Source organism: Mesorhizobium argentiipisi (SeqCode), assembly GCF_037179585.1.
Taxonomy (GTDB): domain Bacteria; phylum Pseudomonadota; class Alphaproteobacteria; order Rhizobiales; family Rhizobiaceae; genus Mesorhizobium; species Mesorhizobium argentiipisi.
In genome coordinates this window covers 58,882-82,854 of sequence record NZ_JAPYKO010000013.1, presented here as the reverse complement: position 1 = coordinate 82,854, position 23,973 = coordinate 58,882, and the positions used below count along the sequence as shown (strand labels likewise).

General features: G+C 64.0%; 18 protein-coding genes and 1 tRNA gene. 10 read left to right on the top strand and 9 right to left on the bottom strand.

The features are described 5' to 3' along the window. Positions 1 to 2: 2 nt before the first annotated feature. A complete protein-coding gene (gene smc, locus O7A05_RS18890) occupies positions 3 to 3,464 on the top strand; it encodes a chromosome segregation protein SMC (protein ID WP_337094501.1) in 3,462 nt (1,153 codons plus the stop codon). A 131-nt stretch (positions 3,465 to 3,595) separates the two neighbouring features. Here the strand turns inward: smc and O7A05_RS18885 are convergent, their stop codons facing one another. Next, entirely contained in the window at positions 3,596 to 5,308 is a 1,713-nt protein-coding gene (locus tag O7A05_RS18885) for an HAD family hydrolase (protein WP_337094500.1), read from the bottom strand. A 220-nt stretch (positions 5,309 to 5,528) separates the two neighbouring features. On the opposite strand from O7A05_RS18885, the gene O7A05_RS18880 reads away from it, so the two are divergent. After that, the gene (locus tag O7A05_RS18880; protein WP_337094499.1) at positions 5,529 to 6,452 is read left to right on the top strand and encodes an acetamidase/formamidase family protein; all 924 of its coding nucleotides are present in this window, start codon (positions 5,529 to 5,531) and stop codon (positions 6,450 to 6,452) included. Positions 6,453 to 6,596: 144 nt separating this feature from the next. Further along, positions 6,597 to 7,784 carry an integrase core domain-containing protein gene (locus O7A05_RS18875; RefSeq protein ID WP_415927025.1) on the top strand — a complete coding sequence of 396 codons (1,188 nt, stop codon included), beginning with the start codon at positions 6,597 to 6,599 and terminating at the stop codon, positions 7,782 to 7,784. 37 nt (positions 7,785 to 7,821) lie between these two features. Here O7A05_RS18875 and O7A05_RS18870 read toward each other — a convergent pair. From O7A05_RS18870 to O7A05_RS18850, 5 genes are all read right to left on the bottom strand, one after another. Then, positions 7,822 to 7,896 (bottom strand) — tRNA-Gln (locus tag O7A05_RS18870). 147 nt (positions 7,897 to 8,043) lie between these two features. Further along, on the bottom strand, positions 8,044 to 9,000 hold the full coding sequence (locus O7A05_RS18865) for an NAD-dependent epimerase/dehydratase family protein (RefSeq protein WP_337094496.1): 957 nt from the start codon (positions 8,998 to 9,000) through the stop codon (positions 8,044 to 8,046). An 85-nt stretch (positions 9,001 to 9,085) separates the two neighbouring features. Then, positions 9,086 to 10,069 carry a GDP-mannose 4,6-dehydratase gene (gene gmd / locus O7A05_RS18860; protein WP_337094495.1) on the bottom strand — a complete coding sequence of 328 codons (984 nt, stop codon included), beginning with the start codon at positions 10,067 to 10,069 and terminating at the stop codon, positions 9,086 to 9,088. 111 nt (positions 10,070 to 10,180) lie between these two features. Continuing rightward, complete coding sequence (locus O7A05_RS18855) at positions 10,181 to 11,590, bottom strand: phosphomannomutase (RefSeq protein WP_337094494.1); 1,410 nt, start codon at positions 11,588 to 11,590, stop codon at positions 10,181 to 10,183. Between the two features lie 96 nt (positions 11,591 to 11,686). Next, on the bottom strand, positions 11,687 to 12,031 hold the full coding sequence (locus O7A05_RS18850) for a VOC family protein (RefSeq protein ID WP_337094493.1): 345 nt from the start codon (positions 12,029 to 12,031) through the stop codon (positions 11,687 to 11,689). A 215-nt stretch (positions 12,032 to 12,246) separates the two neighbouring features. On the opposite strand from O7A05_RS18850, the gene ppdK reads away from it, so the two are divergent. The 4 genes from ppdK (at position 12,247) to O7A05_RS18830 (ending at position 18,403) form a co-directional block, all read left to right on the top strand. After that, positions 12,247 to 14,931 carry a pyruvate, phosphate dikinase gene (gene ppdK / locus O7A05_RS18845; protein WP_337094492.1) on the top strand — a complete coding sequence of 895 codons (2,685 nt, stop codon included), beginning with the start codon at positions 12,247 to 12,249 and terminating at the stop codon, positions 14,929 to 14,931. Between the two features lie 135 nt (positions 14,932 to 15,066). Continuing rightward, positions 15,067 to 16,170: a glycosyltransferase family 9 protein gene (locus O7A05_RS18840; RefSeq protein WP_337094491.1), complete on the top strand. Its 1,104-nt coding sequence runs from the start codon at positions 15,067 to 15,069 to the stop codon at positions 16,168 to 16,170. 247 nt (positions 16,171 to 16,417) lie between these two features. Next, complete coding sequence (locus O7A05_RS18835) at positions 16,418 to 17,521, top strand: glycosyltransferase family 9 protein (protein ID WP_337094490.1); 1,104 nt, start codon at positions 16,418 to 16,420, stop codon at positions 17,519 to 17,521. A 132-nt stretch (positions 17,522 to 17,653) separates the two neighbouring features. Beyond that, positions 17,654 to 18,403 (top strand): polysaccharide deacetylase family protein, encoded by a 750-nt coding sequence (locus O7A05_RS18830; protein ID WP_337094489.1) that lies wholly within the window; start codon positions 17,654 to 17,656, stop codon positions 18,401 to 18,403. A 27-nt stretch (positions 18,404 to 18,430) separates the two neighbouring features. On the opposite strand, the gene O7A05_RS18825 is transcribed toward O7A05_RS18830, so the two are convergent. Together O7A05_RS18825 and O7A05_RS18820 are read right to left on the bottom strand one after the other, a co-directional pair. Next, positions 18,431 to 18,820, bottom strand: a complete 390-nt coding sequence (locus tag O7A05_RS18825; protein WP_337094488.1) for a DUF427 domain-containing protein — start codon at positions 18,818 to 18,820, stop codon at positions 18,431 to 18,433. 204 nt (positions 18,821 to 19,024) lie between these two features. Further along, positions 19,025 to 19,381 carry a hypothetical protein gene (locus O7A05_RS18820; protein ID WP_337094487.1) on the bottom strand — a complete coding sequence of 119 codons (357 nt, stop codon included), beginning with the start codon at positions 19,379 to 19,381 and terminating at the stop codon, positions 19,025 to 19,027. A gap of 189 nt (positions 19,382 to 19,570) precedes the next feature. Here O7A05_RS18820 and O7A05_RS18815 point away from each other — a divergent pair, with 189 nt between their 5' ends. Then, positions 19,571 to 21,199, top strand: a complete 1,629-nt coding sequence (locus tag O7A05_RS18815; protein ID WP_337094486.1) for a fatty-acid--CoA ligase — start codon at positions 19,571 to 19,573, stop codon at positions 21,197 to 21,199. Between the two features lie 82 nt (positions 21,200 to 21,281). After that, positions 21,282 to 22,067 carry a DUF1499 domain-containing protein gene (locus tag O7A05_RS18810; protein WP_337094484.1) on the top strand — a complete coding sequence of 262 codons (786 nt, stop codon included), beginning with the start codon at positions 21,282 to 21,284 and terminating at the stop codon, positions 22,065 to 22,067. Positions 22,068 to 22,172: 105 nt separating this feature from the next. Here O7A05_RS18810 and O7A05_RS18805 read toward each other — a convergent pair whose 3' ends face one another. Beyond that, a complete protein-coding gene (locus tag O7A05_RS18805; RefSeq protein WP_337094483.1) occupies positions 22,173 to 23,081 on the bottom strand; it encodes an MBL fold metallo-hydrolase in 909 nt (302 codons plus the stop codon). 219 nt (positions 23,082 to 23,300) lie between these two features. On the opposite strand from O7A05_RS18805, the gene O7A05_RS18800 reads away from it, so the two are divergent. Then, positions 23,301 to 23,891 (top strand): biotin transporter BioY, encoded by a 591-nt coding sequence (locus tag O7A05_RS18800; RefSeq protein WP_337094482.1) that lies wholly within the window; start codon positions 23,301 to 23,303, stop codon positions 23,889 to 23,891. Positions 23,892 to 23,973 lie beyond the last annotated feature (82 nt).

Sequence of the window (23,973 nt, the reverse complement as noted above, 5' to 3'; positions counted from 1 at the left end):
GAATGAAGTTTTCGCGCCTTCGCCTCCTCGGTTTCAAGTCCTTCGTCGAGCCCGGCGAGTTCGTCATCGAACGCGGGTTGACCGGCATTGTCGGGCCGAATGGCTGCGGCAAGTCGAATCTCGTCGAAGCTTTGCGCTGGGTGATGGGCGAAAGCTCCTACAAGAACATGCGCGCGTCCGGCATGGACGACGTGATCTTCTCCGGCTCCGGCGCGCGGCCGGCGCGCAACACCGCCGAAGTCACGCTTTTCCTCGACAATACGGACCGCACCGCGCCAGCCGCCTTCAACGATGCCGATGAATTGCAGGTGTCGCGCCGCATCGAGCGCGAGGCGGGCTCGCTCTACCGCATCAACGGCAAGGAAGCGCGCGCCAAGGACGTGCAGCTTCTGTTCGCCGACCAGTCGACGGGCGCGCGCTCGCCTTCCATGGTCGGCCAGGGCCGCATCGGCGAGCTCATCCAGGCGAAACCCCAAGCCCGCCGCGCGTTGCTGGAAGAGGCCGCCGGCATTTCCGGCCTGCACACGCGCCGCCATGAGGCGGAACTGAGGCTGAAAGGGGCCGAACAGAACCTCGAGCGGCTGGACGACGTCGTCGGGGAGTTGGAAGGCCAGATCGACAGCCTGAAGCGCCAGGCGCGCCAGGCCTCGCGCTTCAAGAACCTGTCGGCCGACATCCGCAAGGCGGAAGCGACGCTTCTGCATCTGCGCTGGACGCTGGCCAAGACCCAGGAAGGCGAGGCGCGCTCGGCGCTCGCCGTTGCCACCACGCTGGTCGGCGACCGCGCCGCGGCCCAGATGGCGGCAGCCAGGGAGCAGGGCATCGCCGCGCACCGGCTGCCGGACCTGCGCGACGCCGAAGCCGCCGCGGCCGCCGCCTTCCAGCGCCTGTCGATCGCCAAGACGCAGATCGAGGAAGAGGCCGGCCGCATCCGCTCGCGCCAGGCCGAGCTCGAACGCCGGCTGCAGCAGCTCGATGCCGATATCGCCCGCGAGGAGCGGATGGTGCGCGACAATGCCGATATCCTCGAGCGCCTGCGCTCCGAGGAGGCTGAGCTCAACTCGGACAATGCAGGCGCCGCAGAGCGCGAGGCGACCACGCGTGCCGCCTTCGAGCAGGCCGGCGCGACGCTGTCGCAGAGCGAGGCAAAACTTGCCGCGCTGACCGCCGAACGCGCCGAGGCGGCCGCCTCGCGCCACCAGATCGAGCGCAGTTTGCGCGAGACCGCCGAGCGCCGCGACCGCTTCGCCCGCCAGCTGGCCGAGGTCGACCGCGAGCTTTCCGATATCGTTGCGCGCATTTCCGGCTTGCCCGATCCGGCCGAAAAGCGCCTTCTGGTTGAGGATGCGCTTGCCCGCCTGGAAGAGAGCGAGGCCGGCGCCATCGCCGCCGAGCAGGCCGTCGCCGAGGCGCGCGCCGCCGAAAGCGCCGCTCGCCCGCCGCTGCAGGACGCCAGGGCGGAACTGGCGCGCATCGAGACCGAGGCGCGCACGCTGGCGAAGATCCTCAACGCCACCAGCGGCGGCGATCTTTTCCCCTCTGTGCTTGAGCAGATCAGCGTCGAGCGCGGCTATGAGACAGCGCTGGGCGCGGCGTTGGGCGAGGACCTCGACGTCCCGCTCGACCGCAGCGCACCGGTGCATTGGGGCGAAAGCGCGATCCAGCCGGGCGATGCGTCACTGCCCGAAGGCGTGAAAAGCCTTGCCAGCATCGTGCGCGCGCCGGCGCAACTCGCCCGCCGTTTGGCGCAGATCGGCATCGTCGATACCGCGGACGGGCGCCGCCTCCAGGCGCAGCTTTCGCCCGGCCAGCGGCTGGTCAGCCGCGACGGCGCGCTCTGGCGCTGGGACGGCCTGACCGCGAGCGCCGATGCCCCGACCGCCGCCGCGCTGCGGCTGGCGCAGAAGAACCGTCTGGCCGAGCTCGATGCCGAAGCCGTGCAGGCGACGCGCGTCGTACGCGAGGCCGAGGAAGCGCTGGCGCGCGCCGAGCAGGCGATGCGCCAGGCAAGCGAGGCCGAACGCAATGCGCGTCAGGGTGGCCGCGACGCCCAGCATGCGCTGGATGCCGCCCGCAACGCGCTGGCCGAGGCCGAGAAGGCCGGCAGCGAGCTGGTGAGCCGGCGCGCTGCTCTGGATGAAGCCCGTGCCCGCATCGTCGACAGCCACGAGGAGACGCAGGCCGCTTTCCTCGAGGCCGAGGAGATGCTGAAGGACGCGCCTGATCTCGGCGATCTCCAACTGCAGCTCGAACAGGCTTCCGCCAACGTCTCGCGCGACCGCGCCACGCTTGCCGATGCGCGCGCCGTGCATGAAGGGCTGCGGCGCGAGGCCGAGGCGCGCATGCGCCGGCTGGATGCCATCGGCGCCGAGCGCAAGAACTGGCTGGAGCGCGCCGAAAATGCTTCGACGCAGATCGCGGCGCTTGGCGAGCGCAAGGCGGAGGCCGAAGCCGAGCGCGAGCGGCTGGCCGATGCGCCCGACGAGATCGACGCCAAGCGCCGCGCGCTGTTGACGCAGCTTTCCGAGGCCGAGGCGCTGCGCCAGGCGGCGAGCGACCGCCTGCAGGAGGCGGAGAACAAGCAGGCCGAGCTCGACAAGGCGGCGACCGCCGCCATCCAGTCGCTCGCCGAAGCGCGCGAGACCCGCGTCCGCGCCGAGGAGCGGCTGACAGCGGCCGACGAGCGCCGCGCCGAGGTCGAGGCGCGCATCCAGGAAGCGCTGAACACGCCGCCGCATCTGGTCATCAAGCACACCGGGCTCGAAGCTGACGATCAGATGCCCGACATGGCCGACATCGAACGCCAGCTCGACCGGCTGAAGATCGAGCGCGAGCGGCTCGGCGCCGTCAACCTGCGCGCCGAGGAAGAGCAGAAGGAGCTGTCCGACAGGCTGGAGACCATCGTCTCCGAGCGCGAAGACATCATCGAGGCGATCCGCAAGCTGAGGCAGGCGATCCAGAGCCTCAACCGCGAAGGGCGCGAACGGCTGCTGTCGGCCTTCGAGATCGTCAACGGCCATTTCCAGCGTCTGTTCTCGCACCTGTTCGGCGGCGGCACGGCCGAATTGCAGCTGATCGAGTCGGAAGATCCGCTGGAAGCGGGGCTGGAAATCCTCGCCCGCCCCCCCGGCAAGAAGCCGCAGACGATGACGCTGCTGTCTGGCGGCGAGCAGGCGCTGACGGCGATGTCGCTGATCTTCGCCGTCTTCCTCACCAATCCGGCGCCGATCTGCGTGCTCGACGAGGTCGACGCGCCGCTGGATGACCACAATGTCGAGCGCTTCTGCAACCTGATGGACGAGATGGCGAAGACCACCGAGACGCGCTTCGTCATCATCACCCATAACCCCATCACCATGGCGCGCATGGACCGGCTGTTCGGCGTCACCATGGCTGAGCAGGGCGTCAGCCAGTTGGTTTCGGTCGACCTGCAGGCGGCCGAGGCGATGCGTGAGGCGAGCTGAGAACTCGGACTGATTCGCTAGGGCGTTTCACCGTTTCACGGAAACGGCGAACCACCTTATCTCCTTGTTTTGACGCAAATTCCGGACGGAAAACCGCTCACACTTTCCTGGAATTGCTCTAGGGAATCGATCTACTTTTCCGGAGCGGTGGCCGGCGCGGTATAGCGGCGGCGCACGGCGTCGATCACCAGCTTGCGGCTTTCGTCGGCCGACAATGTCTTGTTCTTCTCCGCTTCTGCCGTTTCTCGGGCGAGGTCCTTGTCCCTGATCTGCTGGCGGAACCATTTGGAATAGTCGCCGGCGCGCAAATGGTATTCCCACGTCCTGTCGTCGATGCCTTCCGCCATCTGCGCGAAGATGATGAGATTATGGGCTCTGAGGTTCATCGCCTTCTTCGGCCCGGTGAAATAGAAGCTGCCCGCCTCGTCGAGCTCGCCCTCGGCATATTTGCGGCTGTGCCGCTTCAGCGACTGCTCGGGCTCGATCGCCTTGACCGTGAACGGTTTCTTGCCGTCGTGCGGCCGCCAGAACAGCACCCGGTCGCCCTCGGGCATTGGAATGTCTTTTGGCGCCTGGATACCTGTTTCCTTGCAGAAGGTCTTGATGACGCCCTTCGCCTTGGGCCCAAGCGCGATTACCGCCGTCACCAGGCCGAGCGCATCGGTCGAGATTGCTTCGGGATGGACAGTGATCAGCACGGTGCCGGGCAGTTCGATCGAAAGCACGGATCGCGTATCTCCGCGTCGCTTGGGCATCAAATGATGCGCCTCGTCAATGATCAACCAGTGCGGCCTTGCCGTGCGATAGCGGACATTGCCGAGGCCGGGCAGCAATTCGGCGAAGAAGTCGGGCCGCTCATCGACCTTCAGCGCCAGGCCGTTGACCACGACATTGGTCTGCGGCTTCTCGATCAGTTCCAGCAACTGTTCCTTGTTCGGCGCGGTCGAGCCGTTGCCGAGCGGCACCGCGCCTTTCAGTCCGTCATAATCGCCCTCAGGGTCGAAAATGCAGAATTGCAAACCTTTTTCGACCAGCCGCTCGGTGAGCGCCGTCGCCAAAGTCGATTTGCCGATGCCCGAGCTCCCGGCGATCAGCACTGTTTCCATCGGCGACAAATAGATGTCCTTGCCGTGTGAGGTCCCGAGCAGCACGCCGCGCAAACGTTTCTTAGCCAGCAGATAATCGTGCTTGATCAGCTTGCGGATCAACTCCTCGACCCCGTTGCCGCGCGCCTCCTTGGTGACGAGGTCGGCGGTGTCCTTGACGGCGGGCAGCGCGTTGGCCACCGCGACACTGCAGCCGGACGACCTGAGGAAGGCGTGGTCGTTTTCGGCGTCGCCAACGGCCACGACGTTATGCGGTGACAGCTTCAGGTCTTCGAGCGCTGCCGCCAGCCCGGTCGCCTTGTTGATGCCGGAAGGCAGGATCATCACGGCGCCCTTGTTGAAGATGATCTCCAGCTCCAGCCCAAGCTGCTTGATGACGTCGAGCACGGTGGCCTGGTGCGGCTCCCAGGTGGCGACGATCGAGCGGCCGACGGACAGCGGCTTCACGCCGCGCTTCTTGAGCCTGTCGACCAGATCCGCGGAAGGCGAGGGCGAGATCGTGCGCTCTTCCTCGCTGGCCGGCGTGTAGATCAGCGCGCCGTTTTCGGCGACCACCTTGTCGAACAGGGAAAGTTCGGGAAAGACCTCCTTGAGATCGGGCAGTTCCCGTCCGGTGACCAGGATCAGCTTGCGCCCGGACTTCTTCAGCTTCTCCAGTGCCGAGATCGTGCTGGCCGCGACCAGGCCGTCATGCGCCAGCGTGCCGTCATAGTCGGTGGCCAATGCCATGAAATACATCGGTTGAACCTCTCCGCAGGCCGTTTGCCCACCCGCCAGGAGAACCCGGCTCGGGCGGACAACAACGCCTGGACGCAGAAAAGGTTTAGGCCGGGCACTGGATTTATCGGGCCGGCGCCAGGCTGTCGTGCATCACAACTCGCCATACGAACGAAAGGATCGCGTGCCAGGAGCGCGATCCCCACTTGCCGCGCGGCAACGCCTTCGCTACTGCCATTCCATGGCAACGCACAAGCTCATCAACACCACGTGGCACAATGTCCTCGGTACGGTCGCGCCGGCGCTCACAATCGCGTCCGGCGATATCGTGGCGACGGAAACACTGGACGCTCGGGGCTTCGACAAGAACGGTGTGCAACAGGCACGAGGACCAAACCCGATGAACGGGCCGATCTTCGTGACCGGGGCGGAACCTGGCGACGCGCTCCGCGTAGACATCCTGCGCATGGACCCGATCCGCCCCTCCGGCTGGACGATCTCGTCCTTGGCTGCGAACGTTGTCGATCCAGAGGCTGCTCGCAATCTGCCGGCACGGGACAAAGTCACCTGGCGGATCGATCTCGAATCGCAAACGGTGATGCTGGAGGAGCCGCCATCAGAACTTGAGAACTTCGTGTTGCCGGTCGAACCGATGATTGGCTGCTTTGGCGTGGCGCCATCGATGGGCCAGGCTTTCTCCACTGCGACCAGCGCAGAAAATGGCGGCAACATGGATTATCGCGGGTTTCGGCCTGGTGCGACCGTCTGGTTCCCCGTTGCCGTGGAGGGTGCGCTCTTCTTCGCCGGCGATTGCCATGCCGCGCAGGGCGATGGCGAGATTGTCGGAACCGGGATCGAAACCTGTTTTCAAATCGAGCTTCGCTTAACCGTGGAAAAAAACAGGCGGCTGATATGGCCTCGCGGTGAGAACGAGACTCATATTTTCTCTGTTGGCAACGCTCGCCCGCTTGATCAGGCCCTGCAGCACGCGACCACGGATATGCTCAACTGGTTGACCACTGACTATGGCTTGTCCGCCGAGGCCGCTTCGCATCTGATGGGCCAAGTTGTCCGGTATCACGTCGGAAACGTTTTTGACCCTGCCTACACAATGGTTTGCCTTGTCGAAAAGCGATGGCTTCCGAAGCCGGCCTCCGTTGGCTGACGGGAGCAATCGCAGGAAAGATCGGTTTCCGTTCGAAATAGCGTCAAAATGGCCGGATCTGCTTGATTGCCCTTCCCGAGAGATGGGTGACAGTTCATACCGGATAGATGGGTTACACTTTCGGCCCTTTGCAAGGAGAGCAAGGTGCCTTGGAAGGAGTGTAACGTCATGGACGAGGGGTTGAAGTTCGTCGCCCGGCTGCTGGACGGCGAGAAGATGGCCGTGCTTTGCCGGGAGTTCGATATCTCGCGCAAGACCGGCTACAAGATCCTTACGCGCTACAATGACAGCGGCCTGGAGGGGCTGACGGATCGCTCGCGCCGGCCCTACCGCCACGCCAATCAGGTTCCGTTTCAAATCGAGAAGCTGATTGTGCGCCTGAAGCAAGACAAGCCGACTTGGGGTGCACCGAAGATACGCGAACGGCTGGCCCGGTTATATCCCGATGTGCACCGGCCCGCGATCTCGACGGTGCACGCGGTTCTGGACCGGCACGGCATGGTCGAGCATCGCACGCGCCGGCGCAACAAGGCGACGGGAACACCGCTTTCAAATAGCTGTCGACCCAATGATCTGTGGTGTGCCGACTACAAGGGCGAGTTCATGCTCGCTGATCGGCGCTATTGCTATCCGCTGACGATCACCGACTTCGCCAGCCGCTACCTGATCGCCTGCGAAGCGCTGTCGACCACCAAGGAAGCCTATGCCTTCACCGTGTTCGAAGGCGTTTTCAAAGAGTTCGGCCTGCCCAGTGCGATCCGCACCGATAATGGCGTCCCCTTCGCCAGCCCCAATGCGTTGTTCAATCTCAGCAAGCTGTCGGTCTGGTGGCTGCGCCTGGGCATCGACATCGAGCGCATCAAGCCGGGCTGCCCGCAGCAGAACGGACGTCATGAACGCATGCATCTGACCTTGAAGAAGGAAACCACCAAACCGGCAGGCGCCAACTTCCTTCAGCAGCAGGCCAGATTCGATGACTTCATCGACGAGTTCAACTCAGAGCGCCCGCATCAGGCGCTCGGCATGGACTGCCCGGCCGAGCGCTACACGCCCTCAAAGCGCCCCTATGCCGGCTTGCCCGATCTCGAATATCCGTTTCACGACAAGGCCGTCACCGTCACCACCTGCGGCCGCATCTGCTACAATCGCAGGAAGATCAATCTCAGCCTCGTCTTTGCCGGCCAGATCGTCGGCATCAAACAGGTCGAGGACCACATCTGGCTGGCTAGCTTCATGGACTACGATTTGGGATACTTCGATGATGAGACATGCAGGCTCGAACCACTCCAAAACCCCTTCGGGCCAAAAGTGTTACCCATGTCTCCGCTATAAACCGTAACCTATGTGTCCGGAACGGACCTGTGGCAGTTGGCTGGGGCGCCAGGATTCGAACCTGGGAATGTCGGTACCAAAAACCGATGCCTTACCGCTTGGCGACGCCCCAGCAGGCGGGGCATGCCCGCTGCGCGCGGCCTTATAGGACGAGGCGGAGCAAAGCTCAATGCCGGAAAATCAACTAAAAGCGACAGCGACGCGGGCCACGGCAGCGGTTCAGCCTACGCTCTCCGGGAAACAGGCGATGCATCCCTGCCTACGCTTGGGCCACACGCGCGCGGCAATCCTCCAGGACGGCCGCAAGCGTATCTTCGAAGGGATGATCGGGCGCCCAGCCAAGCAAGGTCCGAGCGCGGGTCGCATCGCCAACGATGCATGGCAGATCGCTCGGTCGCAACCGCAGGGGCTCCTGCTCCGTGACGATTTTGGCGCTGCTTCGCGCGAGCAGCAGATCGAGAATGTCTCCCATGCGCCAGGAAACGCCGGATGCAATGTTGAAAATGGTGTTCGGGGCAAGGTCGCGGCTGGTCAAGACCGCGCGGGCATAGGCATTGGCGATGTCGCGCACATCCAGGAAATCGCGCCTCGCATCGAGATTGCCGACACGGATGACCGGCTGAGCCAGGCCTGCTTCGATCCGAGCGATCTGCATGGCGAAGGCCGGGACCGCAAAGGCTTCCGTCTGACCCGGGCCCGTATGGTTGAAGGGACGCATCCGGACGCACTTCAATCCCTGGCGTGAAAGTGCGCCGAGCGCGAGGTCGGCCGCGGCCTTGGTCACGGCGTAGTCGTCGATCGGAGCAAGCAGCGTGTTTTCGTCGAGCGGTCGTCCGGTCTTTGCGCTTTCGCCATAGACCAGGCCAGATCCGACATGGATCAGCCAGCAGTCCGGGGCCTTGTCGAGGATGGCGTTGGCCAGGTTGAGCGCGCCGCCCACATGAATGCGCCACGTGTTTCGGGGATCGGCTTGGGCGGCACCCAATGCCGCGACCGCCGCCAGGTGAATCACGTGTGTAGGTCGGTGACGGGCAACGGCGTCCTGCACGGCAGTCGCGTCGGTCACGTCCAACACTTCGACCTGGCCGAAAGCGGGATGCGGACCACCATCCTTTGAGGTCGCGGCAACGGCAATCTCGTGGCCGCAAATCCTGCGCAGCGCGTCCAGTACATACGGACCGACAAAACCGTTGGCGCCGGTTATCAAAACCCGCATGCCGCCCTCACGAACCACGACGCATGCGGATGCGTGGCGGAAGACGGTGCATCAAGCATCGACCCGTAAATGCAAGAGCTTCCTTTCAACGCCTGGCTGCCGTGTGGCGCGCCAGATCGGCGTCCATCATTTCACGAATCATCTCTTCCAGGGAGATCGTCGCTTCCCATCCGAGTTTCGCCTTTGCCTTGGCCGGATTGCCGAGCAGGATTTCGACTTCCGCCGGCCTGAACAGGTCAGGATCGATGACGAGATGGTCGTCCATCTTCAGCCCCACATGCTCGAAGGCGATCCTGCACATGTCGCGCACCGTCGTCGTCCTGCCCGTGGCGACGACGTAGTCGTCGGGCTGATCCTGCTGCAGCATCAGCCACATGGCGCGGACATAGTCCCTGGCGTGGCCCCAGTCGCGCTTGGCGTCGATGTTGCCCAGGCGCAGTTCCCTTGCCAAGCCCCTCTTGATGCGCGCGACGGCGTCCGTGACTTTGCGTGTCACGAATTCGATGCCGCGCAGCGGCGATTCGTGATTGAACAGGATGCCGCTCGATGCGTGCAGGCCGAAGCTCTCGCGATAGTTGACGGTGATCCAGTGACCGTAGGCCTTCGCTACCGCATAGGGGGAGCGGGGATGAAAAGGTGTGGTCTCCGACTGCATCGGCTCCTGGATAAGGCCATACATTTCCGACGACGAAGCCTGATAGAAACGCGCCTCGGGAATTTCGAGACGCAGCGCCTCGAGAACATTCGTGACGCCGATGCCGGTGACGTTGCCCGTCAGGATCGGCTGCTGCCAGGAGGATTTGACGAAAGACTGTGCGGCAAGGTTGTAGACCTCGTCCGGCCTTATGTCGCGCATGGCTCGGGCCAGGCCCGACAGGTCCGTGAGGTCGCCATCCACGATCCGCACGTCGTTCTCGATCCCCAGCCATTTCAGGCGCGCGGTGTTGACCTCGGCTGTGCTCGACCGTCGCGCCAGTCCGTGGACTGTGTAACCCTTCGAAAGCAGGAGCTGGGCCAGATAGGCGCCATCCTGCCCCGTAATGCCGGTTATCAACGCTGTCTTTGCCATCGGTGCTTTCGGGGATCGAGCGGGATGCGGGGCGCGAGTGCGCGTTGTTGTTGAACGGTCCGCGCTCCCGGCCTGCGGCAACCGCCGTCGCCACTTTCGTTATACGGCCTCTCAATCATCTGCCAGCGTGGTGTCCCGCGCCCGTTCCAGCGCCATTGCCACGATTTCGCTCGCCCTGTCATGGCTGGCGGCCTCGGCGTAACAACGGAATTCGGGAGCGTTGCCGGAAGGCCGCAGATGGATGACCTCGCCGCTTGTCATCCGTGCCCTGAGGCCGTCGGTCTCATCGATATCCGCGACGGTGCCGAAGGGGGCAAGGAATTGCCGCAACGCGTCGCGGCCGGCTAGCTTGCGCATCAAGCCGCGCGATTTCTCGACAGGGAAGTTCTCGAGCCGCTCGCTGGCGCAGACCGGAAGGTTCCAGGTTTTGCGCAGGCCGGACAGCGATTTGCCCGTCGATGCCATCGTGCCCAGCACCGCCAGGATGGGCAAAAATGAATCCCGCGTCGGCAGCGCGGACAAGGTCCTGCCGTTCACCAGGCAATCCGACCCCAGAAGAACCCCGCCATTGGCCTCGAAGCCGACGACGATGCCGCCTGCCTTCTGCGCGGCGTCCATTCCTTCTATGACGAAGGGGGACCCGACCTTCGTTCTCCTGACGCTGAATCCGAAAGCCTCAGAGATGCCTGAATTGGAGGTGACCGGCGTCACCACGATTTCGGCCTTGAGGAAGAGCGCCGTAGCCAGCCCGATCAGGTCGCCGCGGAACATCTCACCCTTGTCGTCGATGACGAGAGGACGATCGGCGTCGGCATCGGCGGAGAGCACGGCGTCGAATTTGAATTCGCGCACCCAGTCCTTCACCTTCGCCATCGTTTCCCGGCTCACGGCCTCCGTGTCGACGGGCACGAATTCCGTTTTGCCGACGGCGATCACATCCGCGCCAAAGGATCCCAGGACCTCGACCAGCAACTCCCCCGCCACAGTGCTGTGCTGGTAGACACCGAGCTTCATTCCGGCAAGGGCGCCAGGGGGCAGTATGCCGTCGACACGATCTCGAAAGGCCGCGAGCGCCTGTTCATGGCCGGTTTGCCAGTCCGCATGGGCCGGCGGCCAGGGATACCGGTCCGACAGCTCCGCGACATGAGCGGTGATCGCGGCCTCGTCCTGCTTGTCGATCTCCCCCTTCGGCCCATAGAACTTGATGCCGTTGCGGTCGGCGGGAATATGCGAGCCCGTCACCATGAGCGCCGCGGCGCCATGCAGGCGCGCATAGAAGGCAAGCGCGGGTGTGGGGATGGGGCCGCAATCGACCGGCTGGAAGCCGCTTGCGGCCAGCGCCGCCATGCAGTCTTCGGCTATCGTTTGACTGCTGTCGCGCAGGTCGCGCCCGACGAAGACCTCGCCTTGCCGAAAGCCGGTCGACCGCAAGCGCCGGGCAAAACCCTCGGTATAGAGTCCGCTCGGCCGTCCGACCAATTCGGAAGCCAGACCCCGAACACCGCTTGAGCCGAATTTCATCAGTCTGCTTTTGCTGTTGGAGGTTGCCGCCGTTCATTGGAATGAGCCCGGCTGCCCTCCGGCTGTCAACAGCAAACAACCCGAAATTGCGACTCCCTAATGTCCCCAAACGGCCAGTTCGTTGCCGGCCGGATCGGTGAAGTGGAACCGCCTGCCCGCCGGGAAGGAAAAGATCGGCTTGACGATGGTGCCGCCGGCACTCTCGACCGCGTCTAGCGTTTCCTCGAGATTTTCGGAGTAGATGACCGGAAGCAGCTTGGCCGGCGCTTCGTCGGCATCTGCCTGGAAGCCGCCGTCGAGGCCTTCGGCAAAGGCGGAATAAGTCGGGCCGTAGTCGGTGAACGACCACGAAAAGGCTGCGCTGTAGAAGGATTTGACGCTGTCCAGCGTGCCGCCCGTCGCCGGGAGCTCAAGATAGTCGAGTTTTCCGTTGAGTTTCATCACGCTACTCCACTACGTTCCTGTTATGTTCTATATCGCGCCATACCCTCCGGCAAGTCTTTTTGACGCAGCTTTTGCTTAATCGATTGTAGTTGCGGCGGGCGCCCGGCCGGTGCTTGCCTTTCGCACTGCAGCATCCTATCGCTCGGATCGCGAAGGCGGGGAACCGGGCCGTGGTCCGGCTGTTTCTATCTTCCACGAACTGGAGGGCAAGCATGACTAAGTGGGTTTACACCTTCGGCGATGGCGCCGCCGAGGGCAGTGCCGGCGACCGCAACCTTCTCGGTGGCAAGGGTGCCAATCTGGCCGAGATGTGCAGCCTCGGGCTGCCGGTGCCGCCCGGTTTCACCATCACCACTGAGGTCTGCAATGCCTATTACACCAACGGCCGCACCTATCCCGAAGCGCTCGAGGCGGATGTCGTCGCTGCTCTTGACCATATCGGCCGGATCACCGGCCGCCGTTTCGGCGATCCGTCGAAGCTGCTTCTGGTCTCGGTGCGCTCCGGCGCCCGCGCCTCCATGCCCGGCATGATGGATACGGTGCTCAATCTCGGTCTCAACGACGAGACGGTCGAGGCTCTGGCCGCGGATTCCGGCGATGCGCGTTTTGCCTATGACAGCTACCGCCGCTTCATCCAGATGTATTCCGACGTCGTCATGGGCCTCGACCACGAAGTGTTCGAGGAAATCCTCGAGGACCAGAAGGCCAGCCTCGGCCATGAACTCGACACCGAGCTGACGGCCGAAGAATGGCAAGGCGTGATCTCGCTCTACAAAGCCAAGGTTAAGGAAGAGCTCGGCAAGCCCTTCCCGCAGGATCCGCACGAGCAGCTCTGGGGCGCCATCGGCGCGGTGTTCTCGAGCTGGATGAACAGCCGCGCCATCACCTATCGGCGCCTGCACGACATCCCGGAAAGCTGGGGCACGGCGGTCAATGTCCAGGCCATGGTGTTCGGCAACATGGGCGACACGTCCGCAACCGGCGTCGCCTTCACGCGCAACCCCTCGACCGGCGACAGGCAGCTCTACGGCGAGTTCCTGGTCAACGCCCAGGGCGAGGACGTGGTGGCCGGCATCCGCACGCCGCAGAACATCACCGAGGCGGCGCGCATCGCCGCCGGCTCCGACAAGCCGTCGCTGCAGAAGCTTATGCCCGACGCCTTCCGGGCCTTCGTCGACATCTCCGACCGGCTGGAAAAGCACTACCGCGACATGCAGGATCTCGAATTCACCATCGAGCGCGGCAAATTGTGGATGCTGCAAACCCGCTCCGGGAAGCGCACCGCCAAGGCGGCGCTGAAGATCGCCGTCGAGATGGCGAAGGACGCGCTGATCACCAAGGAGGAGGCGGTCGGCCGCATCGATCCGGCCTCGCTAGACCAGCTGCTCCATCCGACCATCGACCCGAAGGCGGCGCGCGACGTCATCGGCATGGGCCTGCCCGCCTCGCCGGGCGCCGCCACCGGCGAGATCGTCTTTTCGTCCGCCGATGCTGAGGACGCCAGGGCGCAAGGGCGCAAGGCGATCCTGGTGCGCATCGAGACCAGTCCGGAAGACATCCACGGCATGCATGCCGCCGAAGGCATCCTCACCACGCGCGGCGGCATGACCAGCCACGCCGCGGTGGTGGCGCGCGGCATGGGTAAGCCCTGCGTGTCCGGCGCGGGCTCGCTGCGCGTCGACTACAAGGCCGGCACGCTCCTCTCGATGGGCCAGACCTTCCGCAAGGGCGACATCATCACCATCGACGGCGGCAACGGCCAGGTGCTGAAGGGCGCGGTCGCCATGTTGCAGCCGGAGCTCTCGGGCGATTTTGCCGCCATCATGGAGTGGGCGGATGCCGCGCGCCGCATGAAGGTACGCACCAACGCCGAAACGCCGCTCGACGCGCGCATGGCGCGCTCTTTCGGGGCCGAGGGCATCGGTCTCTGCCGCACCGAGCACATGTTCTTCGAGGGCGACCGCATCGTCGCCATGCGCGAGATGATCCTGGCCGACACCGAGAAGGACAGGCGCGCAGCGCTCGACAAGCTCCTGCCTATGCAGCGCTCGGACTTCCTCGAGCTGTTCGAGATCATGGCCGGCCTGCCGGTGACGATCCGCCTGCTCGACCCGCCGCTGCACGAGTTCCTGCCGAAGACCGAGGCCGAGCTCGCCGAGGTCGCGACCGCCATGAATGTTTCAGCCGACAAGCTCAGGCAGCGCACGGAGGCGCTGCACGAATTCAACCCGATGCTCGGCCATCGCGGCTGCCGGCTCGCCGTCTCCTATCCGGAGATCGCTGAGATGCAGGCGCGCGCCATCTTCGAGGCGGCGGTCGAGGCCGGCCGCAAGGCCGGGGCGCTGGTCGTGCCGGAAATCATGGTGCCCCTGGTCGGTCTTGTGAAGGAGCTGCAATACGTCAAGGCGCGCATCGATGCGGTGGCGCAAAGCGTCATGCAGGAGACCGGCACCAAGATCGATTACCTGACCGGCACGATGATCGAATTGCCGCGCGCGGCGATCCGCGCACATGTCATTGCCGAAGCGGCCGAATTCTTCTCCTTCGGCACCAATGATCTAACGCAGACGACCTTCGGCATCTCGCGCGACGACGCGGCCTCCTTCCTCGAAACATACCGGCAGAAGGGTATCATCGAGCAAGATCCCTTCGTGTCGCTCGATGTCGACGGCGTCGGCGAGCTGGTGCGGATCGCGGCCGAAAAAGGCAAGGCGACGCGGCCCGCTATCAAGCTCGGCATCTGCGGCGAGCATGGCGGCGATCCGGCCTCGATCCGTTTCTGCGAGGAGGTCGGCCTCGATTATGTGTCGTGCTCGCCCTACCGTGTGCCGATCGCCAGGCTCGCAGCCGCGCAGGCTGCGGTGGCTGCGGCGAAGAGCGCGGCAAAACGCGCCTGACAGGCTTCGGGCAGCGGCGTCCCGATACCTTACGGTTTTGTATGCAATGTCACGCGAACGTGTGCGTGACGGCTCTGAATCTCGACATCGTTTCAGGGGAGTTTCCGACACCGAATTCATTGGTGACGGAAGCCCATGTTGCAGATTTCCTCGTCCGCTTGCCGCTCGATCCTGATCCTGCAGACCAAGTTCATCGGCGACATCGTGCTGGCCTCGGCGCTGGCGAAAAACCTGCAGCTTCAATATCCGGGCGTCAGGATCGTGTTTCTGTGCGAAGCGCATTTCGCCGACTTTCTGACGGCGCACGGCATTGCCACCGAGGTCGTCCCCTTCAGTCGTGGCAAGATGCGGGGTTCGCCGCTCCAGAGGGGACGCGAGCTCTTCCGCACAGTGCGGACTTTGCGGCAGCACCGCTTTGACATGACCATCGACATCACCGACTCCAAGACCTCGCGGATCATTTCCGGACTGGTCAACGCCCGGGTCAGGGTCGGCTATTTTCCGACGGAGCGGCCTTTGCGCTGGCACGAACGTCAACCCACCAATGTCAGGATGAAGCCCTTCGGATTCGGCAAAAAGCATTATCTCTATCGCTACTTGTCTCCGTTGGAGGCACTTGGCATCGCCCTGCGCGTCAGGGTTCCGGCGATTCGGCCGCTGCCCGTCGAGACGACACGTGCCCTGGCGCTGCTCGCCAGGCACAAAATTCAGCCAAACGCCTTCATTGCCGTTCATGCCGGGGCAAGCTTCGTGGGCCGGCGCTGGCAGCCGGAGCGCTTTGCCGAAGCAATCGACAGGATCGTGCGGCAAACCGGCCTGCGGGTGGTTCTGGTCGGCGGTCCGGACGAGAGCGAGGCGACCGACAGGATCATCGCGGCGGCGAATACGCGTGTCGTCAACTTGGCGGGCATGCTGGAGCTGGAAACTCTGCTGGCGCTGCTCAAGGAGGCGCGGCTGTCTCTCGGCAATGAAAGCGGGCCCATGCATATAGCGGCTGCGGCAGGCACACCGGTGGTGGGCCTGTTCGGCCTGACCAACCCGGTCCGTTGGGCGCCGGTCGGCGTGCCGAGCATCTCGCTCAGGCCTTCCATGCCTTGTGACTGCGTCGGCGGCGACCTGTGCCGCCGGACCGATCCGAGTAAGGCATGCTGTGTCTGGCGCCTGGAAGTCGATCCTGTCGTCGAGGCCGCGCTCGAACTCCTGGCACGGACGGAGATGTCCCTGGAGGCCGCGGTCTGACATCCGCGGGAAAGCCGCGCATCGGCTGCATAGCGCCTCCTGAAGCAATTCCAGGAAAGATTTGACGTCGGGCTCGGCGCCTTCGCCTTTCCGTGAAACGAGAGGTGCCTATGAGCGCGCGAGTTACTCTGGTCCACAACCTTGCCGTCTTGTATGAGAGCCATGTGAAACACACGCATGGCGGCTCCACATGTCTACGTCTCAGCCCAGCTTCGTGGACTCCGATCCGTCCGGCGTCCGGACACGGATGTCGCGGCTTCGCTCCGGCCCTCTGCGGTCGATCCTGATCCTGCAAACGAAGCACATTGGCGATCTCGTTCTTTCCTCCGCGCTTGCGAGGAATCTGCAGCTCGAATATCCCGGCGTCCGTATCGTCTTCCTCTGCGATGGCCGCTTCGCCAGCTTCCTCACGGCCAACGACGTCGCCTCGGAGGTCGTGACATTTCGCCGTTCCCATATGCGTGGCACGCCGCTGCGGCGCGCGCAGGAGCTTATTCTCACGCTTCTTAAGTTGCGCCGGAGCCATTTCGATATGGTCGTCGACATCACCGATACGAAGACGTCGCGGTTCATCTCGGGGCTGATTGGTGCACCGGTTCGCGTCGGATATCATCCGTCCGAAAGGCCGCCGAGTTGGGTAGAGTGCCAACCTGCCAACGTCAAGGCAAAGCCGTTCGGCTATGGCGGGCAGCACTTTCTCTGTCGTTATCTTTCGCCGCTGGAGGCGCTTGGCATAGAGTTGCGCGTGCGGGATCCCGACATCCGGCCGCTGCCGTTGGAGACGACGAAAGCCTTGGCGCTGCTGGACAAGTTCCACCTTCGGCCGAACGCCTTCGTCGCGGTGCATGCCGGGGCAAGCTTCCCCGGGCGCCGCTGGCAGCCCGAGCGCTTTGCCGCCGCAATCGATCGGATATCGGCCGAAACCGGCCTCGACGTCGCTCTGATCGGCAGCCCGGACGAGAACGAGGTGGTCGAAAAGGTCTTGGCGGCTGCGAAGGCTCGGATCGTCAACCTTGTCGGAGCGCTCCCGCTTGAGACCTTGCCGGCGTTGTTCAAACAGGCGCGGCTGTTTCTCGGCAACGACAGCGGCCCCATGCACATGGCTGCCGCGGTCGGGACTCCCGTCGTCGGCCTGTTCGGCCTGCAGAGCCCGGTCCACTGGGGACCAGTCGGCGTGCCGAGCATCGCGGTGCGCCCCGCCATGCCTTGCGACTGCGTCGGCGGTGACCTGTGTGAACGGCCAGACCCCAACAAGGCGTGTTGCGTCTGGCGCCTGGAGGCCGACACGGTCGTCAATGCCGTGCTCCAACTGCTGGCGCGAACGGAGATGGCCCCGGAGGCCGTGGTGTAAGGCGAAAGCAAATTTTCGCGACCGCTGCTTTTTGCGCTGTTTGCCGTCCCGATTTTCGCCTAGATGCCGGTTTTGTAGGGACAAGTTTTTGGCGCGGCGCGGAGAATGCCCGACCGCGCCGGTTTGGAACGAATGACGGGACTGCTTCGAAACTCCCTTTGCGCGATGGCGCTGTCGCTGTTCGCGGCGTCGGCGGGCAATGCCGCGACGCTGCTCGAGCCGACGCTGCATGTGAAGCCGCAGGGCGTTGAAGGCGGTGGCGGTCGCGTTGCCCTGACGCTCGATGCCTGCGGCGGCAAGACCGACACGAGGATACTTTCGGCGCTTGTCGACAACAGGATACCGGCGACGATCTTCGTTACCGGCATCTGGCTGAAGCGCAATGCCGAAGCCGTCGAGATCATGCGGGCGCATCCTGATCTGTTTGAATTGGAGAACCATGGCGGCCGCCACATTCCGGCAGTAGATACGCCGCAGAAGATCTACGGCATCCGCAGCGCCGGCAGCCCGGACGCCGTGCAGGCCGAGGTTGAATCCGGCGCCGCTGCCCTTGCCGGGGCAGGCGGGCCGGCGCCAAGATGGTTCCGCGGCGCCACCGCCGAATACAGCCCCTCGGCGATCGCCATGATCCGCAGGCTGGGCTTCAAGATCGCAGGCTTCTCGGTTAACGGCGACGGCGGCTCGTTGCTCGGCGCAAAGGAAACGGCGCGCCGCATCGGCGCCGCCAAGGACGGCGACGTCATCATCGCCCACATCAACCAGCCGACCCATGCCGCCGGCGAGGGCGTGGTTCAAGGCCTGCTCGCCTTGAAGCAGAAGGGCATGACCTTCGTACGCCTCGACGATGCCGAGGGTATAGGCAACGACGGCACGACGGACTGAGGTGCCGTCTGGCGGGCCAACGAAGGCTCAGCCCGGTTCGGCTTCGACCGTCACCTTGTTCGTATAGAACGCGCCGTGATTGCGGATTTCGGCCATTTCGTCGAATGGCGTCTCGTAAGCCCACATCGCGTTCTTGCCTGCCTCGCCGGCCGGCTGGACGCTCCAGTAGCTGGCATCGCCCTTGTACGGGCAATGCGTCGCGTGCTCGGTGCCGGCGAGCTTGCTGAAGTCGATATCGTCGAACGGGATGTAGAAGGCGGCCGGATAGGGCGGTTCTGAAAGCACCTTGGCCCTGGTCGACCGGGCGATGACGGTGTCGCCAGCGCGGACCGTGACGCTGCCGCGATAGGGTTCGACGGTGATCACCTTGTCGGGATTGCGCTGAAAGCCGGGAGCTGGGTTGGCAGGCTTGTCCATGAATGGTCTCCTGGAGCAATTCCAGGAAAAGTGCGAAGCGGTTTTCCGTCCGGAATTGCGTTAAAACAGAGGGAGCGTTTCGTCGTTTCCATGAGACGGTGAAACGTTCTCGAGGAAGACTTACATGTGTCGGCCAGGCGCATCGCGCAAGCGCGCGTTCCGCTTGGCGTCATCACCATTCACTGAACGTCTGTTTTCCAGTCGTCAGGCGGCCGTCTTGAAGGCATCCATAAGGCCGGCATAGGCGGCGGCAATGCCCGCGACCGGATTGGTGCTCCGCGCCGCGGTTTCGACTTTGAGCGCGCCGCCGCTGGTCGGCAGCGTCAGCAGCAGGAACTGGCGGTTGCCGGCGTCGCCGATGCAGGCGGCAGCCACATGCTCGCCCTCCGCGCCGTTTTCGACCCGCATCTTGAACAGCAACGTTCCGCCGACGGCCTCCAGCGCGCCGCCGACGACTTCGGCAAATTCATCTTCGGAAACGGTTTTGATGTCCGGCGTCAGATCGTCCAGACTTTCGGCAAGCGTGCTTTCGAGGGCTTTTTCGTCGAGCTGCGCGTCCATGCGAATCTCTCCATTCGCCAATCTCACCCAGCCCGTTAACGAAGCTTAACGGCGACGATGGCCGGATTATGGCGGTTTTCCCGGTCCTTCGATCCATCCACCGGCTTCGACTTATGGCGGCTGGACAAACCGCCGGTTCGTTTCACAATGCGTGAAACAAATGACGCGAATGCGCAAAGGGAGGAATTGATGCTTGGATTGATGCAGGAATGGCCGCTGCTTTGCCACAAGCTGCTCGACCATGCGGAACGCCAGCACGGCAGCCGGGAGGTCGTGTCGCGTTCGATCGAAGGCCCGATCGTGCGCACGACCTTTGCCGAGATCCATCACCGGTCGCTCAAGGTGGCGCAACGGCTGGAGCGCGACGGCTTCAGGCTGGGCGACCGCGTCGCGACCCTCGCCTGGAACACTGCCCGCCATATCGAGGCCTGGTACGCCATCATGGGCATTGGCGCGGTCTATCACACGCTTAACCCGAGGCTTTTTCCCGAGCAGATCGCCTGGATCATGAACAATGCCGAGGATAAGGCGATCTTCGTCGATCTGACCTTCGCGCCGATCCTGGAAAAGATTGCCGGCGCGGTCCGGTCGCTGCGACGGGTTATCGTGCTGACCGACCACGCGCATATGCCGCAAACGTCTCTGGCGAATGCCGTCGCCTACGAGGAATGGCTGGCCCAAGCCGACGGCGCCTTCACCTGGAAGACGTTCGACGAGAACACCGCCGCCGGCATGTGCTACACCTCCGGAACGACGGGCGACCCGAAGGGCGTTCTCTACAGCCACCGCTCCAATGTGCTTCATGCGATGATGGCGGCGATGCCCGACGCCATGGGACTGTCGACGCGCGATGTCGTCCTGCCTGTCGTGCCGATGTTTCACGCCAACGCCTGGGGGCTCGGCCAGAGCGGGCCGATGATCGGCGCCAAGCTGGTGATGCCGGGCTGCAAGATGGATGGCGCCTCGATCTATGAACTGCTCGACACCGAAAAGGTGACGTTCAGCGCCGCCGTGCCCACCGTCTGGATGATGCTGCTGCAATATCTGGAGGAGACCGGAAAGAAGCTGCCTTATCTGAAGAAGGTCGTGATTGGCGGGGCGTCCTGCCCGCGTGCCATCATCGCCAAGTTCCAGGACAATTACGACGTGCAGGTGGTGCATGCCTGGGGCATGACCGAGATGTCGCCGCTGGGCACGCTGTGCACCTTGAAGCCGCAACATGAGATGCGGACCGGCGAGGCGCGGCTCGATGTCCAGGGCAAGCAGGGTTTTCCGCCCTTCGGCGTCGAAATGAAAGTGACCGACGACGACGGTAACGCGCTACCCTGGGACGGCAAGACTTTCGGACATCTCAAGGTGCGCGGGCCCGCGGTGGCCCGCGCCTATTATGGCGGCGACGGCGCCGAGCAGTTCGACGCCGACGGTTGGTTCGACACCGGCGATGTCGCCCATATCGACGCCAGCGGCTATATGCAGATCACCGACCGCGCCAAGGACGTCATCAAGTCGGGCGGCGAATGGATATCGACCATCGATCTCGAGAATCTCGCCGTCGGCCATCCGGACGTGGCGGAAGCGGCGGCCATCGGAATCCCGCATTCCAAATGGGGCGAGCGGCCGCTGCTCGTCGTCGTGCGCAAGCCCGGCAGGGAGCCGAGCAAGGGCGACATTCTGACCTTCATGAGCGGCAAGGTGGCGAAGTGGTGGATGCCCGACGACGTGGCCTTCGTCGGCGAAATCCCGCACACCGCCACCGGCAAGATCCAGAAGACCAGTTTGCGCGCCCAGTTCAAGGACTATCGCCTGCCGACGGATTGACGAAAAATGTTCGATCTTTCGGCTTCAAGCCCGCGCCAAAAACCTCTAAGTCTCGGTTCGGACTGGGGTAATGCGGCAGACAATGGCTACAGTTCCTGAACGGCAGACGTCGAGGGCGGCCGGCTGGTCGCGGCGGATCGGCGCATTTTCGCTCGTCCTTCTGCTGACCGTCGTTGCCGGCTATCGGCTCGATCTCGTCGAGACTCCGCCTTTCCTGTGGGTGCTGGCGGTGGTAGCGCTGCTGGCCGCGTGTGCCCTGTTGCTGGCAGGCCTTGCCCTGTCGCGGGTCTGGAGCTTCGGCGATCGCGGCGGCCGCGATCTCTCGGTCGGTGCGCTGCTGGCGCTTCTGGTGCTGGCACCCTACGGCGTCGCGGTCTACTGGGCAACGATCTATCCGCCGCTGCGTGATATCTCGACCGATCTCGACGATCCGCCGGCGCTAGACACCAGCGACCGCACCGCCGACATGAACCAGTTGTCGCCGCCGACGCCGGGCGAACAGAGCCTGCAGGCGGAGGCCTATCCGCTGGTCAGCGGGCGCAGCTACAATCTGCCTTTCGAAACCGTCGTCGACGCTGTCGAAACCGTGCTCGACCGCCGCGATTGGCAGTTGACGGCGCCTTATCCCGACATCAACGGCCAGAGCCAAGCGACGATCAACGCGCTGGCCAAGGGCTTCGTGCTCGGATTGCCGGCCGACGTCGCCATCCGCATCACCGACGACGGCGAGCAGATCATCGTCGACATGCGCTCGGCCTCGCGCTACGGCCGCTACGACCTCGGCGACAACGCCGCCCGCATCACGGCTTTCCTTGGCGAGCTCGACCAGGAGGTCGCCGGGCAGGTCGGCGCGGGGCCGGCCGAGTAGAGCAATCCCAGGAAAAGTGTGAAGCGGTTTTCCGTCAGGAATTTGCGTCAAAAAGGAAGAAGGGAGCGCTTCGCCGTTTCCGTGAAACGGTAAAGCGCTCCGGACCTACGCGGCGGGCGCGAAAACGCCGTCTATGGCCGGATCGCCGTCGGTGACGACCAGTCCGCGCGCGACCAGATCCTCGAGCTGGGCAAGCACCGACAGGCCGGCTGCGCCGTGCAGCCGCGGGTCCGTGTCGAAATAGATCGCCGCGACCATTTCAGTGATAGTCCGATCTCCAGCGCGGATGCGTTCCAGGATCGCCCTTTCGCGCATCTTGCGATGCGTCTTCAGCCCGCGCATAAGGCTTTGGGGCGCGGCCACAGCTCCACCATGGCCAGGCAAAAGCAAGCGATCGTCGCGCGCCAAAAGCTTGTCGATGGAGCTCATATAGTCGGCCATGGCGCCGTCCGGCGGCGCAACGATCGAGGTTGACCAGGCCATGACATGGTCGGCTGAAAACAGGGTTCCGGTTCCATCGAGCGCAAACGCGGCGTGGTTGGCGGTGTGGCCGGGCGTCAGCACGGTGCGGATCGCCCAGCCGTCGCCCTCGGTCAGCGCATTGTCGGCCAGCACGACATCGGGAACGAAGGCAAGATCGGCGCTGGCGTCGAGCGGATTGACCTCGCCGATGCGCAAGGCGCGGGCCGGCCGATGCGGGCCTTCGGCAAGCGTCGGGGCGCCGGTCAGCTCCTTCAATCGCGCCGCGAGCGGCGAATGGTCGCGATGGGTGTGGCTGACGAAGATGTGGCTGACAGGACGGCCAGCGATCGCCGCAAGCAGCGTTTCCAGATGGGCGTCGTCTTCCGGCCCCGGGTCGATCACCGCCAGCGTGTCGCGGCCGACGAGATAGCTGTTGGTGCCGTGGAAAGTGAACGGGCTTGGATTTCTGGCGGTGACGCGCAGCACACCCGGCGCAACCGCAATCGCCCGGCCATAGGCGGGATCGAAGCTGGTGTCGAATTCAAGGGCCATGCCGGCGTGCTCCGTTGCGATGCGGCAAAATGATTGCCGTCCGATACGGAAGCCAATATAGGACAATCAATGCATGTCGCCCAAAACTGCGCCGCGGTTTTGGAGAACGAAATACACCAAGACGAATTTTAAAGCGCGTCGCCTGAATCCGTTTCTGCGCGATGCGCTTTAAAGCCAGCAACTCAGCCACCCGGCAAATCAGCCAGAACAGGGAAGACCATGGCAACTGCAACCACGATGCGCCCGCTTGTTTCTCTCACCCTGCCGGATCGCGGCGCTGCCCGGCTCGCGACCCAGCTCTTCCTGGCGCTTGCCGGAACCCTGCTGCTGACGCTTTCGGCGAAGACTAAAGTGGTGCTTGGCCCGGTCGACATCTCGCTGCAGACGCTGGCCGTGCTGTTGATCGCCTCGGCATTCGGCCTGCGGCTGGCCGTCGCGACGCTCCTTCTCTACCTTGCCGAGGGCGCTTTTGGCTTGCCGGTCTTCCAGGGCACGCCGGAAAAGGGCGTCGGCATCGCCTATATGCTGGGCTCGACCGGCGGCTATCTCGCCGGCTTCGTGGTCATGGCGGCCATCGCCGGCTGGGCCGCCGATCGCGGCTGGGACCGCAATCCCTTCAAGCTGTTCGGCGCCATGCTGACGGCGGAGGTCGTCATGATGGCCATGGGCTTTGCCTGGCTGGCGATGCTCATCGGACCGGAAAAGTCCTGGCAGTTCGGCGTCTTGCCCTTCATCGTCGGCGACCTGATCAAGGTGGCTTTGGCCGCCAGCCTGGTGCCGGCCGTATGGACGTTGCTCAAGCGCGGCTGAGCCAGATCGACGCAAAAAAGGGCCGGTGGGCGACAGGCGCCCGCCGGCCCTTTTTCATTATGTAGTCGGATTTCGCTCGAAA

Bases quoted from the DNA above. Each gene is read 5' to 3' on its own strand.
- O7A05_RS18820 (WP_337094487.1), bottom strand. From the start codon at position 19,381: ATGGACGCGCAGCTCGACGAAAAAGCCCTCGAAAGCACGCTTGCCGAA.
- ppdK (WP_337094492.1), top strand. From the start codon at position 12,247: ATGACTAAGTGGGTTTACACCTTCGGCGATGGCGCCGCCGAGGGCAGT.
- gmd (WP_337094495.1), bottom strand. From the start codon at position 10,069: ATGGCAAAGACAGCGTTGATAACCGGCATTACGGGGCAGGATGGCGCC.
- O7A05_RS18805 (WP_337094483.1), bottom strand. From the start codon at position 23,081: ATGGCCCTTGAATTCGACACCAGCTTCGATCCCGCCTATGGCCGGGCG.
- O7A05_RS18815 (WP_337094486.1), top strand. From the start codon at position 19,571: ATGCTTGGATTGATGCAGGAATGGCCGCTGCTTTGCCACAAGCTGCTC.
- smc (WP_337094501.1), top strand. From the start codon at position 3: ATGAAGTTTTCGCGCCTTCGCCTCCTCGGTTTCAAGTCCTTCGTCGAG.
- O7A05_RS18810 (WP_337094484.1), top strand. From the start codon at position 21,282: ATGGCTACAGTTCCTGAACGGCAGACGTCGAGGGCGGCCGGCTGGTCG.
- O7A05_RS18825 (WP_337094488.1), bottom strand. From the start codon at position 18,820: ATGGACAAGCCTGCCAACCCAGCTCCCGGCTTTCAGCGCAATCCCGAC.
- O7A05_RS18830 (WP_337094489.1), top strand. From the start codon at position 17,654: ATGACGGGACTGCTTCGAAACTCCCTTTGCGCGATGGCGCTGTCGCTG.
- O7A05_RS18880 (WP_337094499.1), top strand. From the start codon at position 5,529: ATGGCAACGCACAAGCTCATCAACACCACGTGGCACAATGTCCTCGGT.
- O7A05_RS18855 (WP_337094494.1), bottom strand. From the start codon at position 11,590: ATGAAATTCGGCTCAAGCGGTGTTCGGGGTCTGGCTTCCGAATTGGTC.
- O7A05_RS18800 (WP_337094482.1), top strand. From the start codon at position 23,301: ATGGCAACTGCAACCACGATGCGCCCGCTTGTTTCTCTCACCCTGCCG.
- O7A05_RS18835 (WP_337094490.1), top strand. From the start codon at position 16,418: ATGTCGCGGCTTCGCTCCGGCCCTCTGCGGTCGATCCTGATCCTGCAA.
- O7A05_RS18850 (WP_337094493.1), bottom strand. From the start codon at position 12,031: ATGAAACTCAACGGAAAACTCGACTATCTTGAGCTCCCGGCGACGGGC.
- O7A05_RS18865 (WP_337094496.1), bottom strand. From the start codon at position 9,000: ATGCGGGTTTTGATAACCGGCGCCAACGGTTTTGTCGGTCCGTATGTA.
- O7A05_RS18885 (WP_337094500.1), bottom strand. From the start codon at position 5,308: ATGTATTTCATGGCATTGGCCACCGACTATGACGGCACGCTGGCGCAT.
- O7A05_RS18840 (WP_337094491.1), top strand. From the start codon at position 15,067: ATGTTGCAGATTTCCTCGTCCGCTTGCCGCTCGATCCTGATCCTGCAG.